Genomic DNA, 15751 nt, shown 5'->3' on the forward strand with positions numbered 1-15751 from the left:
TCGCCCTCTGTAATTTCTAATATACCGGATACCCGGCTACAAACACTGCCAGATACAGCAGGCTCCCCGCAATGAATAAGGAGGTAAGCGCGATATCCTTCCATTTCTTATCTTGGGTCAACACTACTGCCGCGAAGGCCAGCGGAAAAGCCACGGCGAAATAACGCGGAGCGGACAGCAGCCAGGTCGGACCCACAACGTAGACGAAATAGACGATTAAATACGCCATATAAGCAGGATGAAGTCTCTTTGCGCTTTTGAACATCATCAAGAGCACCAGGAAGATACTCATCAAATTCGGCAGCCACAACCCCAGGAAGGAACGGAAGTCCGCATCCTTGAAGGTATTCACGGCATACTCCATCTGATATCTCACCGTATCGAAAAAGAAGTAGAACTGCTGCGACCAGTGTTCCCGCTGATAAATACTGAACTGGAACGCGTTGCCCGTAACATTGTAATTGATATAGAGATAAGCCAGCAGACCGAAGGAGACTGTAGCAAGAGAGAGCACTGCTTTGACCAGTCTGTTAATAAAAGCCTTCCGCTCCAGCTGTCTGTAGCCTGCTGCCAGGTCCCGGGCAAATTCCACGGCAACCGGTACAGCCAGCAGTATCCCCGGAGAACGGGTGAAGCCGGCCAGCGCCGCACAGAGACAGCCAAGCAGCCAGCGCTTCTGGCGCACATAATACAATGCCATCAGGGAGAGCAGCAGGAACAGCGCCTCCGTCATGGGGATGAAGAAAAAGAACGCCGACGGGAAGATGAAAATATATTTCACGACCCGCAGGGCATTGCTGCGTCCCATGTCCAGCCTGGCCAGCTCATAAGCGAATAACGCCGCAGCAAGGGTGCAGAGGTTAGCGGCAACAAAGCCGGCAACCATATAATTGCCTGTGAAAAACTGCGCCAGCTTAATGACGACCGGAAACAGAGGCAGGAACACAATGTGGAACCGGGAGTCTCCTTCCGTGACATACCCGTGCTCGGCGATTCCCAGGTAAGACATAGCATCAATTCCGCGGATATGCCAGGTATCAATAAAGCGGGAGAACAGGCTTCCGGATCCCCCGTCTTTAAGCGTCCAGAATACATAGGCTATGACAATGAGCAGCACACGGCTGGCCACCACCCAGAGCACAATCTTCCACCATGTCCGCTGCCGCTCCTCAGGCAGATTGTTGATACTTACCGGTTCCTGCATATTCCATGAACTTATGTATCCGGTCAAAGCGGGAATGGCCCGCAGCCCTGTCCAGACAAACAGCCCCAGACAGACTAGCGAGGCAAGTGTCCCCATCAGGCTCCATGTATGCACGGATACCGCCCATCTCCATGCGGCCACAATCATAATGAGAATAAAGAGAGCTGAAACTGCTTTGTCGACCTTTTTCACCATAGCCTCCGGTTCCGCATCCATTGCGGCATTGATTAGGATTAGAATTACAATAATCAGTCTTTTTCTCATTTTCTTATAGAAGTGGCTTTTACACAATAATTAGTTTACGGCGCTATCAAAAGCAAAGAGGAGCGCTGCCCATAAACCCGGCAGCACTCCTCTTCATCTATTTCAAGTTTGTCCCTCCCGGCAGCCCGGCTTCGGCACTTATTTCGCTGTAACACCGCCGTCTACCGGCAGTTCTACACCAGTGATATAAGCCGACTCATCGGAAGCGAGGAACAGCACAGCTTCCGCCACCTCGGAGGCACGGCCGACACGCGGCAGCGCCGTCTGGGACAGGAACCATTTCAGCCTTTGTTCGTCATTCACGAACTCAGCACTCATCGGTGTTTCGATAAAGCCGGGATGCACAGAGTTGACCCGGATATTATCTTTACCGAAATCAACAGCCGCCGCTTTGCTCAGCATGCGGACCCCGCCTTTGGAGGCTGTATAAGCCCCTGCACCGCTGCTTCCCGTCAGTCCTGCGATCGATGAAATATTGACGATTGAGCCTCCGTTACGCTCCTGCATATGCGGAACGACGTATTTCATTCCAAGGAAGGTGCTGGTCAGGTTAATGCTGATGACCTTGTTCCACTGCTCCATAGTTGTATCCAGAAGTCCGGTTGCAAGCGAAATTCCCGCATTGTTAACCAGCACGTCGATTTTTCCGTAAGTCTTCATCACTTCTTCGATCACATGGACCCATTGCTCTTCAGAGACCACATTATGCACATAAGCTGTAGCCTGACCGCCATCAGCTTCAATCTCCTTCACTACAGCCTGCAGCGCAGCTTCATTAATATCGGTAATGGCAACCTTGGCACCCTCCCGTGCAAAAAGCAGTGCTTCTTCACGTCCCATGCCGCTGCCGGCTCCGGTAATAATAGCAACCTTATCCTTCAGTCGATTCATAGCTGTATCCCCTTCGTTGTGTGAGTTAAACTATATGGTGATAGTTAAACTATCATTGTGATATTTATCATATCACTTTGTGCGAATAAACTCAAACCCTCCTTGCTTAATGAATAACCACTAGCTATACTACTGGTAGTTCAAATACCGATGGTGAAAGGGTATAAGCTCTTATGGATCCCAAAACAAGATATGAGAAGGAACGCCTTGACGGCAAACAGCAGCGTTTATCCCTGATTCTGGAAGCTGCAGAACGCGTATTTAATCAGAAGGGGATTGAGAAAACCACGATGCAGGATATTGCAACTGACGCGAATATCGGCATTGCTACCCTGTTCAGATATTTCCCCAAGAAAGAAAAGCTGATTGTCGCCGTTGCTACCCGGCTGCTGGAGCCGATGCTGGAGCGGTTTGAATATGTGGCCGGATTGCCTGTGCCATGCCTGGACAAGCTTGAAGCATTATTTGATTTTTTCATTGAGGATCACTATAAATTAAGCACAACCTTCATGGTTGACTTCGAAAGCTACGCCGCCCATTTCCCGGAACCGCTGGAGGATATTCATCATTTCAATGCTCTGACCCGCAGAATTTCGCAGGTTTATTCCCGGATCATTCAGAATGGCATCGAAGACGGCTCCATCCGCTCTGATCTTGAGGTACGCGACACTTTAACTACATTAATTAACACGTTCGGCATTTTCTCGAAGAAGCTCTCACTGCAGAAGAACATCCCTATGCTTGAAGCGGATCTTACGACAGAGCTCCAGCTGAATATTCTCAAGCGGGTGTTTCTCGACTATCTGAAGCCCCTCGCATAGAGCACTTATGCAGGGCAATGACTATTCCAGAGATACAAAAACAGGGGGTGACCCCGCAGCCAGTTGTGGATATGGCTGCGGGGTCACCCCTTAATCTGCGGGACATCCTTAGGAAATCGCGGATTATCTACGAATTTGGAAGCAACGGGAAATGACAGGCCACCGGACGGCCTGGAACAACCTCTTCAAGCAGCGGCTCCACCTGGCGGCATTTGTCCTGAACAAACGGGCAGCGGGTATGGAACCGGCAGCCGGACGGCGGGTTAGCCGGCGATGGCACATCCCCCTCCAGCACAATGCGGTCCTGCTTGCGTCTTGGTGTCGGCTTCGGAATCGCCGAGAGCAGGGCGGCAGTATAAGGATGCAGCGGAGCTGCAAACAGCTCCTCCGTCTCAGCCACCTCCACCAGCTTGCCCAAATACATCACCCCGACGCGGTCCGAAATATGCCGGACCACATTAAGGCCGTGCGCAATGAACAGGAAGGTTAACCCCAGTTCCTTCTGCAGCTTCATGAGCAGGTTGATTACCTGGGACTGTACCGATACATCCAGTGCCGATACAGCTTCATCGGCAACGATAAACTGCGGATTCAGGGCAATCGCCCGGGCAATCCCGATCCGCTGGCGTTGTCCGCCGGAGAATTCATGCGGGTAACGGTTCCGGCGGCTGGCATCCAGCCCCACCAGCTCCATCAGCTCCACCACCCGGGCATCGATCTGCTTCCCCGACATATTCCGGTGAATGCGCAGCGGCTCTCCGATAATATCCTTAACGAGGAACCGCGGATTCAGTGAGCCGAACGGATCCTGGAAGATAATCTGCATTTCTTCCCGCAGCTTCCGCATGTCACCTGAGCTCAGGGAATGGATATCCTTCCCCTTGAATAACACTTCTCCCCCGGTTGCACTCTGCAGCCGGAGCAGCACCCGGCCGAACGTGGATTTGCCGCAGCCGGATTCACCGACCAGCCCGAAGGTCTCTCCTTTGCGGATGGATAAATTAACGCCATCCACAGCCTTGACCTGTCCAACGGTGCGGTTAAGCAGACCCTTGGTGATCGGGAAATATTTCTTCACGTCCTTAACTTCGAGCAATATTTCTGAAGAAGGCATATGTGCTCTTACCGGTTTGGTTACAGCTTCATTCATCATGCGCGTTTCACCTCATTACTGTAATCCGCCTGCACCGGCTTATCCTTGAACAGCCAGCAGGCCGTCCGGTGATCATCCGAGATCATGAAATCCGGCGGCTCCTGATTCCTGCAAATATCCATGGCATGAGGGCAGCGCGGATTAAAGCGGCAGCCGGATGGCAGCTGGCCAATCGGAGGAATCGTCCCCCGGATGGTGTAGAGCTCGCCTCCCCGTCCGCCTTCAAATCCCGGAATCGACTGGAGCAGTCCAACCGTATACGGATGGCTGGGATGGTCGAAGATCTCTTCTACAGTCCCCTCCTCCACAATGGCTCCGGCATACATTACAGCGATGCGGTCTGCCATCTCCGCCGCTACGCCCATATCATGGGTGATTAGCAGAATGGACATCCCGAGTTCGGACTGAAGCTTGCGCAGCAGATCCAGAATCTGGGCCTGCACAGTTACGTCGAGCGCTGTTGTCGGCTCATCGGCGATCAGCAGCTCAGGTTTGCAAGCCAGAGCGATGGCGATTACCACACGCTGACACATCCCGCCGGACAGCTCATGCGGATACTGCTTGGCACGGATCTCCGGGGCCGGGATACCAACTAATTTGATCAGATCAACGGCCATCCTCATAGCTTCGGCATCACTCTTGTTCTGATGAAGCCGTAGGCTCTCCGCAATCTGTTCGCCTACCGTAAATACCGGATTCAACGACGACATCGGGTCCTGAAAGATCATGGCAATCTGATTCCCCCGGATTTCCCGCATCTCTTCCTGACTCTTCGCCGCCAAATCCTGGCCGTGAAATTCAATACTGCCGTCAAGAATCATCCCTCCGGCATAATCAATCAAACGCATTATCGCGAGTGAGGTCACACTTTTGCCACTGCCGGATTCACCGACAATACAGACCGTCTGGCCTTTATCAATAGAAATGGAGATACCGTCAGTTGCTTTGAGCAGCCCCTTCTCTGCCGCAAAGCCGGCGGTCAGCTTCCGGATTTCGAGTAGTTTTTCCGCCATTGTTCCAGCCTCCTCCGGGATTTGGTCACTTGCTGTCTGGGATCTAGCGCATCCCGGATGCCGTCGCCGATAAAGTTAACCGCGAGTACTACGAGCAGGATGCAGAGTCCTGGATATACCGCCTGCATCGGATCTACAAGCATGAATTCCTGAGCGTTGCTGAGCATTAGTCCCCAGCTTGTGGCCGGTGCCTGAATACCGAGGCCCAGATACGACAATGCAGATTCACTTAGAATCGCACCGCCGACCATCAGGGTCGCATTTACGATAATCGGGAAGCTTGCATTACGGAGCAGATGCCGGAAAATAATACCCCAGCTAGATACTCCAATCGCTCTGGCTGCTTCCACATATTGCATTTCACGCAGCTGCAGGAAGGTCCCCCGGACGAGCCGGGCAATACTCATCCAGCTGGTAAATGCCAGAATAAGAATCATGTATTTAATTTGTGTGCCGAACAGCGCCATAATCAGGATGTTCAGGAACAGGGTCGGAACTGAGTTCATCACATCTACAATGCGCATGAATACTGTATCTACAAACCCGCCGAAATAACCTGAGATCGCACCGACAACCGATCCGACAACTACGGAAACAAACGCAACGGAGAAACCGATGGCGAGTGAAACACGCGCACTGTACAGCAGTCTGCTGAGAATATCGCGGCCCAGCTCGTCTGTTCCAAGAGGGTGCCCCTCTGCTCCCGGCTTCAGATTGGCGAACATCAAATCAATCGTTTCCGGTCTATATTGGGTCAGTTTGGGTGCGAAGCCCGCCAGCAGCACAAATATAATCAGGACTAGCAAACCACCCATTGCGAACGGATTGCGCGAGAATTTCTTCCATAAAACTCTCCAGGGGCCCGGCGGCCGCTTGGAATCCAATACCGGAATCTCAGGGTCTGTCCCTCCGGGCATCGGACTCATGTCCGGGGTTCCAAGCGGCTTAGATACAGCCCCTTTGGTAAGCTCAGTATTCTCTGTATTCATGCCGTCTTCCCCCCTTGCTTACCGAGCTTCACCCGGGGATCAACTACGGCATACAGTATATCAGCAAGGAGATTGCCGATAACGACTATAACAGCCGTCACTATAGTAACAGCCATCAGTGCCGAATATTCGCGCGCGCCTGCCATCTCTACAAACCAACGGCCCATTCCCGGCCAGTTGAATACATTCTCAGTTAATGCAGCCCCTCCCACTAGTATGGGAAGATCAAGGCCGAGTATTGTAATAATTGGAATCAGTGCATTGCGCAGCGCATGGCGGAAGACCACTTTGCGTTCTTTGACGCCCTTGGCGCGTGCCGTACGGATATAATCCTGATCGAGCACTTCCAGCATACTTGCCCGCGCATATTTCATATAAGAGGCCAGGAAACCAAGTGCAAGCACTGTTATCGGCAGCACCAGATGCATGAACAAATCCCCTATATCGCCTTCCTTGCCTCTTGTATACATGTCCGACAACGGAAACCAGTCCAGCTTCAGTGACAACCATTGCTGGAGGAGTATTCCGAACCAGAAGGTCGGCATCGCGAAGCCTAAGTAAGAAATGAATGAAGCCGTCTGGTCAGATAGACCATATACTTTGGTACTGTTATAGATTCCCCAAGGAATTGCGATCAGCAGTGATACCAGCCAAGCCGAACCCATCAGGATCACGGTGTTGCCAATACGCGGCCAGAGAAGATCGGATACCGCAATGTGGTTCTTAAAAGTGTAACCCAAGTCCCCTTGCAGCAGGTCACCGATCCAGCGGACATACTGTACGGGAATAGGCTGGTCCAGGCCAAGGTTCTTGGCTTGCTGTTCGAATATTTCCGGCGTGAGTCCCGGAGAGAGCATCACTTGAGTCGGTCCACCCGGAGCAGCGTGGATGAGTAGAAATGTTAGTATGGTAATCAGAAAGATGACCAATACCGATTGAAGCACTCGACGTATCAGATATTCTGTCATGGGCTATCCTCCTAGAGATGGTAAGGCGATAGATTACGGAAGACTCCCCCATTCATACAAAAGGGGGAGGTGAAAGAGAATTCTCTTTCACCTCCCGTAATTCTATTCAGTTAGTTCGGTTCGTTAGTCGGTTACCCACCATTTGATAGCGTGGAAGAATTGTCCGTAGCCCAGTGACGGCTCAGGAGCATCTTCTTCTGCCCAGTGAACTCTAGGACCTGTTCCGATAGCCTGACCATATTGATACAGGAATACATAAGGAAGATCCGTGGAAATTTCTTTACCTACTTCTTTGTAGATTTCTTTACGTTCAGCCTGGTCAACCGTGGAATAACCATCAACCCACAGTTGATCCAGCTTCTCATTCTTATACCAGCCGCTGTTCTGGCCGGCAGGCGGGAAGTATTTGGAGGAGAAAATGCTCTCTGCATCCGGATCCGGTGTATTCAGAGACCATGCCAGCAGCAGAGCCTGGAATTTACCCGGTGTTACGTTCTGGTCAATCCAAGCTGCAAAGTCGATTGCCTTAGGTGTTACTTCAATACCAACATCCTTCAGGTTCTGCTGGATAACAGCGGCTACTTGCTCGCGGCGGCTGTTGCCGGCATTGTACTGCAGTTCAAAGGAGAAGCGGTGTCCGTCTTTAGTGAGAATACCGTCTTTGGCATCGGCAACCCATCCGTCTTCTGCCAGGAGCTTCTTGGCGGTTTCGGCGTTGTAATCATAGTTCACAGCGGCATCACCCGGGTCAGCCCAAGTGTCCGGAAGGAATGGGGCATTCATCAAGGCGCCTACGCCTTTGAGGATATTGTCTACCATACCTTGACGGTTCAGTGCATGTGCAATTGCCTGTCTGGTCTTCTGTCCTGCGAACAGGCCATAGCTATCCGGGAAGTTCTTACCGTCGAAGTTAAACATTACATATTCATACTGTGCGCCCGGCTTCTGAATAATGTCGATGTCGCCGTCAGCTTTAACGGCTTCAACCTGCGTTACCGGAATCGCACTGATATGGTCCGTGTCGCCCTTCATGATAGCCTGAACCTCAGTGTTCTGGTCTGCGTAGATTTTGTAGACGATTTGAGCAATATGAGGCTTAACCGTACCCCAGTAGTTCGGATCAGCATCAAGGGTGTGGCTTTCGCCTTGTTTCCAGGCTGTCCATTTCCAAGGTCCGCTGGTTACGGTCTTGGCCGGGTCCGTTCCATAGGCATTTGTTTGAATTTCAGTCGGCTTTACATCCTTCAGAATATGAGCAGGAACAATTTCTTGAACCAGCGCATACAGGAATGGGGCATAAATCTGGGACAATGTGAATTTCACGGTGTGGTCATCAATCTTCTCTACCGTCTTCACCTTGTCATATTGGCTGATCAGCGGCGAACCTGTTTCCGGGTTTCTGCCGGTTTCAATGGTATAAATTACATCATCCGCAGTGATCGGCTGGCCGTCACTCCATTTGGGAGTATCCTTCAATTTAACTGTATAACTCAGACCATCTTCGGAGATTTCAGGAAGCTCGGCAGCCAGTGACCAATCCTCTGCCTGTACATTGCCTTCGCGGTCCAGGTTATAGAGCTTGGCGAATACGAATTGGGCTACATCGCCTGAAGAGGTGTCATTGATTAAGAGAGGGTTAAGATTAACAATATCGGAGAATGTGCTTGTAACGAGAGTTCCGCCGTCAACGGGTCCGTCTGCCGCAGGCGCTTCAGTAGCATCAGGGGCCGCGCTCTCAGCCGGGGCAGCAGTTGCTGCAGGAGCATTAGTTGGAGAACTCGCAGTGTTATTGGTGCTGCAACCCGTGAATAGAACCCCTACCAACGATAAAACAAGTAAACCAGACCACCATTTTCTCTTTTTCGCCATTCCTTTTACTCCTCCTTAGTTAAGTGCGTGTAGTGAGCGATACCCGGAACCATAAGCCCGGTTCACCCGCCTTCTCTTCAAAGCTTCCCGGGAGACTGGGATGTTCTCGATGATTCTGCCCCTGCCGCTATAATTGAGCTGACACCTGTAACCCATGTAATAAAACATTACATGCAGTACATATGACATTCAAGGATCGAATAGACCACAGGTCAATTCGAGACAGGGGTAACCTTCCCGGCTGGGAGTCTTAACAATTCCCTATAAATTATGGTTTATATTACATGTGAATATATCTTACGTCAATATATTTATTCATCACTTCCCTATCTTATTTATGTGTACAAAAAATAATTCCTTCCAATATAGTAAAATAAACACCTTTAAACCACCTTTCCAAACTATTCGACTATGTTTAATGCGGTTAGTTTTCATAACTTAATATTGTCATTTTCGTGTTAATTCGACATTTTTCAGCATGATTATCTTTTTTTCGAGCTTAGTCGCACAGTGATTTCTATTTTTCCATACACAAAGAGGAAGAAAAACACGCCAGAGAACTCTTCCGCAGCCTGTTTTTCTTCCTCATTTTCTTGCTCTTATTATATTTTTGACAAAGTAGTGACTACGCTACTCCACAGATTTCAACGCTTCAATCATATGAATCCGCTGCAGCTTAAGGTGCATGAACGCCATTACAATCCCCGAGAAGAGCACGGTCAGCAGGGCCGCATACAGATAACTCTGCCACTTGATCAGCGGCGCGAACATCGTGGCATCCAGCTCAGCCGTAGACAGGACAAAGCTATGCAGCAGTATCCCCAGTGCACCGCCGAAGATGATCCCGAGCAGTGTTAAGAGGATATTCTCCCGGTATATATACATAGTGACTTCCTTATCGTAGAACCCCAAAACCTTGATTGTGGACAGCTCCCGGACCCGTTCAGACACATTAATATTGGTCAGATTATAGAGTACCACGAAGGCCAGCGCAGCAGCGGACACGATCAGTACTACAATAACAACGTCCATGCTCTTCATGGTCCCGTCAAAAGCCTCGCCCACCCCGCTGGAAAAGCTGACCAGCGCTACTTGCCCGCTCGCGATTAATTTTTCCCCGAAGGTGTCTTCCCACTGCTTATCCTGCGCGCTATAGTTCAACAGCTGAGTGTTATAGACCGGCCCGCCGCCAAATACCTTTGCATAGTAAGCCGGCGTCATATACACATAATGCAGTACATAGTTCTCGGTAACCGCCGACACCTTGACCTGAAATTCCTCATTGTTGCTGTCCACAACAGTCAGGCTGTCTCCGGGAACCAGATCATACAGCTTGGCGAGCTTCTCGGTAATGATTGCGCCCTCGTCAGTAAGCATCTTCGGTTCATCCGTTATGCGGTCCTTCAGTACAACGAACGGAGCTAGCTGATCTGTAGACGCAGGAACAAAAATCCGCACCTCCTGATCGTTAACCCCTTTGGCCCGGGCAGTCATTGCTTCCTGAAGCACATCCAGCGTTCCCGTAATTGCGGACTCCTGTTTAATCAGTTCTGCATAGGACGCGTTATCTTCGGCTGTTGCATTGTCATGCAGCGCCACCAGGGCGCTATATTTCATAATCCCGCCGAACTGCCGGCCTGCGATGCTGCCAATGGAATCCTTCAGCCCAAAACCGGTCAGAATAAGCGCGGTACAGCCCGCCACCCCGATTACGGTCATGAACATCCGCTGCTTGTAGCGGAACAGATTGCGGGCCGTCACCTTCTGCACAAAACTAAGCCGTTTCCACAAAAAGCTGAACCGCTCCAGCATAATACGCTGTCCGCTCTTGGGCGCTTTGGGCCGCATCAGCACCGACGCATTGCTGCGCAGCTCTACCCGGGAAGCGATCATTGCCGTCATGGCTGTACATACCAGCGCTACTATTATGGAAATAATAGCGTAGGCGGGATAGAAGCTTTTGATCACGCCCGGCAGGTTATAGAGCTGGCTGTAGGCATTATAAATAATGCCCGGAAATAAGGTGAAGCCGATCGCAAGCCCCGCAATGGACGCGGCTAGACTGGCCAATGTGCCATAGACCAGAAATTTGGTCATAATGTCCATGGCACCATACCCCAGGGCCTTCAAGGTACCGATCTGCAGACGCTGCTCCTCAACCATACGGGTCATCGTTGTTAAGCTGACGAGTGCCGCAATCAGGAAAAAGAACACCGGAAAAGCCGTGGCGATCGCCGAAAGCCGGTCTGCATTATCCTTGTATTCGGCGTAACCCGGGTTGATCGTCCGGTCTGTCACATACACCTTCGGCAGCTCCAGCGGGTTCTGCGCTGCCGATGCCTCCGCCTGCTGTTGCTGCGTTTGCTGTTGCTGCTGCGCCGCGTCCATAGGCTGCTGGCCCGCAGCCAGTAGCTCTGCGGCTTCCGCTTTCAGCTCTTCCAGACGCTGCTGCGGGTAATCCTTCAGTACTTCCTCGGTCTCCGGCAGATGCCGCTCGATGAGAGCATCATAAGCCGGCGTATAAGCTGTTTCTGCAGCCGTATCCATGAAGCTGAGATAGGCCTCTGTGTACACCGGGAGGCTGAAGTCATCCTCCCGGATGACAGCAAACGCATCGGCTGTCCCTTTGCCGATCCGGCTCGTTCCACGGGTCGACGTTTCAATATATTGCGGACTCTGCGCGAAGCCGACCACGGTATAGCTCAAGGTCTGGAAATTCCCCGCCAGATCATCCACGGCGTCCCCGCTGAAGGTAATTGAATCTCCCAGCGAGAACTTCTCCTCCTGCAGCAGATAGGCGTCAAGTACGATCTCCCCGGATGCCTCAGGCAGATGCCCGGAGATAATTTTGTACCCGTTCAGTTCATTATCGTCAGCATAGGAATACACTTTAGCAATCAGTCCGCTCTCACCAAGAAACACATCCGAGCTGTACACAGGCTGAACACTCTGCACTCCGGGAATGTCCCGAAGATTATCAATACTCTTCTCTGTCAGCCCATAAGTGGACTGAACACGTAAATCCATCAGCCTATGATCCTTATAATAAGTCGCTGCGGTATCCAGCATATCCGGCCCCGCTGACTTGATCCCGGCAAAGAAGCTTACCCCCAGCATAATAATGGCAAAAATCGAGAGAAACCTTGCTTTCGTATGACGGATCTCCCGAAAAACATCCTTCCATAATGCCCGTTTCTTCATGGTTTCCGGCTCCTTACCATTCGATATCTTCCACGGATACCGGCGATGCATTCTTCACCATTTTCCGTACTTTGGCGTTGTTGATTTCAATAACCCGATCCGCCATCGGCGCAATAGCCAGGTTATGCGTGATAACAATAACCGTGGTTCCGGTATTGCGGCAGGTATCCTGCAGCAGCTTCAATACCTGTTTGCCGGTATTATAATCGAGCGCACCTGTCGGCTCATCGCAGAGCAGCAGCTTCGGCTGTTTGGCCAACGCTCTGGCAATGGCGACGCGCTGCTGCTCCCCGCCGGACAGCTGGGCCGGAAAGTTATTCAGCCGCTCTCCAAGTCCTACATCCTCCAGCACCTTGCGGGCATCCAGCGCACGCGGAGAGATCTGGGACGCCAGCTCAACATTCTCCAGCGTTGTCAAATTGGGCACAAGATTATAGAACTGGAACACAAAACCCACGTCATTACGGCGGTAGCCGGTCAATTCTTTGGCGCTGAAACGAGCGATGTCGGTACCGTCCACAATGACCTGGCCTTCGTCGGCGGAATCCATCCCGCCCAGTATGTTAAGCACCGTCGATTTCCCCGCTCCGCTGGGTCCTACAATCACAGCGAACTCGCCCTGTTCAATTTCAAAATCAATCCCGTCATTGGCGACAATCAGGGTCTCCCCCATTTTGTAACGCTTATATTCGCCTTTCACAGTAACAAACGCCATGCCATCTCCTCCTGTCATTTCCACATGCGGCCTTTGCACTTTGCATACGTAGCGGCAAATGCAGTCCTGCTCTCAAGTTTAGCACAAGAGTCCCCTATAAATACAAAAGGGGAGTTCCGGCACCCCGGCTTGATTCCTTCTCCAGGATACTAGGGTCAAACCAAAATCACCTTAACGGTAAATCAAGCCGTAGCTTATGCGGTTATGCAGGCTGTGCAGCTTATGTAGATATAAAGGCCACTCCACAATGCTCCTCATTTTCTCCTTTTGCCCGCATTCAGTGAAATCAGGGGCACTAATGCTCCTCATTTTCTCCTTTTGCCCGCATTCAGTGAAATCAAGGGCACTAATGCTCCTCATTTTCTCCTTTTGCCCGCATTCGGTGAAATCAAGGGCACTAGTGCTCCTCATTTTCTCCTTTTGCCCGCATTCGGTGAAATCAAGGGCACTAATGCTCCTCATTTTCTCCTTTTGCCCGCATTCGGTGAAATCAAGGGCACTAATGCTCCTCATTTCCGCCTCCCGCCCACTTTCGGCTGATTTAGAGGGATTTATCCCTTTGATTTCCCCATATCGCCCACTTTCGGCGGATTCACTGGGAATCCTGCTATAAGAACACATTCGTCCGTCAGACGAATCTGCTCTAATCCGACTTTATCCACTACAAACGAATATCATAGTTTCCAGTATAATAAAAAACCTCCTTGCGGAGGTTTGAGCCTATACGCTGATTTAAGGTGTCGGCATGCCGCCGTTAGCATTCAAAGTCTCGCCGCTGACATAACTGGATTCCTGGCTGGCCAGAAATACATAGGCCGGGGCCATTTCAGCCGGTTGTCCGGGACGGCCGAGTGGTGTTTTGGCTCCGAAATCCTTCAGCGCTTCCTGCGGCTGTCCGCCGCTTACCTGAAGCGGAGTCCATACAGGTCCAGGTGCTACAACATTGACCCGGATCCCCTTGGCGGCTACCTGCTGAGCCAGTGATTTGCTGAAGGTATTGATTGCGCTTTTGGTGGTGGCATAATCCAGCAGAATCGGCGCAGGCTCATAAGCCTGAATGGATGCAGTGTTAATGATTGTACTGCCCGGCTTCATGTGCTTCACCGCTGCTTTACAGAGCCAGAACAGCGCATATACATTGGTCTTGAAGGTTGCATCGAATTGCTCGGTGGTCAGATCGGCGATATCCGGCACAAACTGCTGCTTGCCGGCGATATTGGCCAGGATATCAATCCCTCCAAGCTCCTCTACGGCTTTGGCTATCAGCTGCTCGCAGTATTTCTCATCCTTCAGATCGCCTGGCACGGCAACGGCTTTGCGGCCGGCTTCCTCCACCAGCTGGACAACTTCCTTCGCGTCAGCCTCTTCCTCCGGCAGGTAGGCAAGTACCACATCAGCCCCTTCACGTGCAAAAGCAATGGCTACCGCCCGCCCGATTCCGCTGTCCGCTCCGGTGATCACGGCCTTGCGGCCGGTAAGCCGTCCGCTGCCGCGGTACGTTCCCGCCCCATCATCGGGACGCGGGTGCATCTTCTTCTCCAGGCCGGGACTCGGCTGCTGCTGTTCAAACTCCGGCGTAGCTTTTTCATACTGCTTCGCAGGGTCCTGAATCGTATACTGATCGCTCATTGTGTATTCCTCCTCTGCAAACTTCTGACTCTTTCTATGTAACCAGCTTCCCATTTTCCTAAACGAATTATGTATGACAAGGATATGAAAAAGCCCCCTGCTTAAATAAGCAAGAGGCTTAACACTTCCCATTCAACCCTTCTTAAAACTCTTCGTACACCGCAGGGTCCTGATCCCACAGCGGTCCGGTTGCCGGGAGTTCCGCGATCAGCTTCATCTCTTCATCTGACAGCGTAAAGTCGAAAATATTAATATTCTCCCGCTGATGCTCTTCCGAAGAGGATCGCGGAATCGGAACAGCACCCAGCTGCACATGCCAGCGAAGAACAATCTGTGAGATGGATTTATGATGGGCGGCGGCAATTGCACCGAGCTGTTCATTCTTCAGCAGCTCCGTGCCGCGTCCCAGCGGACTCCAGGATTCTGTAATAATCCCGTGTTTCCCGTGGTAAGCACGCTGCTCTGCCTGATTGTAATACGGATGCAGCTCAATCTGATTGATGCTCGGTGCTACTCCTGTTTCCTGAACCAGACGATCCAGATGCTCCGGCAGGAAATTACTTACCCCTATCGAGCGGATCAGCCCCTGCTTCTGGGCATCGATAAGTGCCTGCCATGCTTCTACATACAGGTTCACCTTCGGATTCGGCCAGTGGATCAGGTATAGATCATAATAATCCAGCCCTGCCCGGTACAGCGATTCCTGAACGGTCACGATCGCCTCATCATACTTGTGGTGACGTCCCGGCAGCTTGGAGGTAATGAACAGCTGGTCTCTTGGCACTCCGCCCTGCCGCACCGCTTCCCCGACAACGCCTTCGTTCTCATAGTTAAATGCTGAATCAATCAGGCGGTAGCCCAAATCGAGGGCAGTCTTCAGACTCTGTACACCCTTCGTGCCTTTAATCCACGCCGTTCCAAAGCCAATCGCAGGCATATTCAGCCCGTCGTTCAACAATACTTCTGGAATGTGATTAGCCATGATGATGCAGCCTCCTCTATTAAGATAGTTGCTTACATTATCGCAAAGAATG

The 15751-nt window shown here is 51.4% G+C and carries 12 protein-coding genes; 1 reads left to right on the forward strand and 11 read right to left on the reverse strand.

Annotated features, from left to right (window positions below; all coding sequences use genetic code 11):
* Positions 1-16: 16 nt before the first annotated feature.
* Together MKX70_RS01615 and MKX70_RS01620 are read right to left on the reverse strand one after the other, a co-directional pair.
* Positions 17-1468: a hypothetical protein gene (locus MKX70_RS01615; protein ID WP_042232627.1), complete on the reverse strand. Its 1452-nt coding sequence runs from the start codon at positions 1466-1468 to the stop codon at positions 17-19.
* Between the two features lie 138 nt (positions 1469-1606).
* Positions 1607-2359, reverse strand: coding sequence for an SDR family NAD(P)-dependent oxidoreductase (locus tag MKX70_RS01620; RefSeq protein ID WP_042232625.1), 753 nt, complete (start codon positions 2357-2359; stop codon positions 1607-1609).
* 173 nt (positions 2360-2532) lie between these two features.
* Here MKX70_RS01620 and MKX70_RS01625 point away from each other — a divergent pair, with 173 nt between their 5' ends.
* The gene (locus tag MKX70_RS01625) at positions 2533-3180 is read left to right on the forward strand and encodes a TetR/AcrR family transcriptional regulator (protein WP_042232623.1); all 648 of its coding nucleotides are present in this window, start codon (positions 2533-2535) and stop codon (positions 3178-3180) included.
* Between the two features lie 127 nt (positions 3181-3307).
* Here the strand turns inward: MKX70_RS01625 and MKX70_RS01630 are convergent, their stop codons facing one another.
* The 9 genes from MKX70_RS01630 to MKX70_RS01670 all read right to left on the reverse strand — a co-directional run bounded on the left by MKX70_RS01630 (position 3308) and on the right by MKX70_RS01670 (position 15699).
* Positions 3308-4333: an ABC transporter ATP-binding protein gene (locus MKX70_RS01630; protein WP_042232621.1), complete on the reverse strand. Its 1026-nt coding sequence runs from the start codon at positions 4331-4333 to the stop codon at positions 3308-3310.
* Positions 4330-5346 carry an ABC transporter ATP-binding protein gene (locus MKX70_RS01635; RefSeq protein WP_042232619.1) on the reverse strand — a complete coding sequence of 339 codons (1017 nt, stop codon included), beginning with the start codon at positions 5344-5346 and terminating at the stop codon, positions 4330-4332. The genes MKX70_RS01630 and MKX70_RS01635 overlap by 4 nt, the downstream gene beginning before the upstream one ends.
* Complete coding sequence (locus MKX70_RS01640; RefSeq protein WP_042241515.1) at positions 5313-6272, reverse strand: ABC transporter permease; 960 nt, start codon at positions 6270-6272, stop codon at positions 5313-5315. Before MKX70_RS01640 ends, MKX70_RS01635 begins: the two co-directional genes overlap by 34 nt.
* Positions 6273-6331: 59 nt before the next feature.
* Positions 6332-7303 carry an ABC transporter permease gene (locus tag MKX70_RS01645; protein WP_042232617.1) on the reverse strand — a complete coding sequence of 324 codons (972 nt, stop codon included), beginning with the start codon at positions 7301-7303 and terminating at the stop codon, positions 6332-6334.
* Between the two features lie 123 nt (positions 7304-7426).
* Positions 7427-9172, reverse strand: coding sequence for a peptide-binding protein (locus tag MKX70_RS01650; protein ID WP_340839414.1), 1746 nt, complete (start codon positions 9170-9172; stop codon positions 7427-7429).
* A gap of 630 nt (positions 9173-9802) precedes the next feature.
* Complete coding sequence (locus MKX70_RS01655) at positions 9803-12373, reverse strand: ABC transporter permease (RefSeq protein WP_340839415.1); 2571 nt, start codon at positions 12371-12373, stop codon at positions 9803-9805.
* A gap of 13 nt (positions 12374-12386) precedes the next feature.
* On the reverse strand, positions 12387-13088 hold the full coding sequence (locus tag MKX70_RS01660; RefSeq protein ID WP_340780965.1) for an ABC transporter ATP-binding protein: 702 nt from the start codon (positions 13086-13088) through the stop codon (positions 12387-12389).
* Between the two features lie 732 nt (positions 13089-13820).
* Positions 13821-14717: an SDR family oxidoreductase gene (locus tag MKX70_RS01665; protein WP_042210599.1), complete on the reverse strand. Its 897-nt coding sequence runs from the start codon at positions 14715-14717 to the stop codon at positions 13821-13823.
* 142 nt (positions 14718-14859) lie between these two features.
* The gene (locus MKX70_RS01670; RefSeq protein ID WP_340839416.1) at positions 14860-15699 is read right to left on the reverse strand and encodes an aldo/keto reductase; all 840 of its coding nucleotides are present in this window, start codon (positions 15697-15699) and stop codon (positions 14860-14862) included.
* Positions 15700-15751 lie beyond the last annotated feature (52 nt).

Origin of the sequence: Paenibacillus sp. FSL R7-0312, assembly GCF_038004445.1 — a bacterium.
Lineage (GTDB): Bacteria > Bacillota > Bacilli > Paenibacillales > Paenibacillaceae > Paenibacillus_AQ.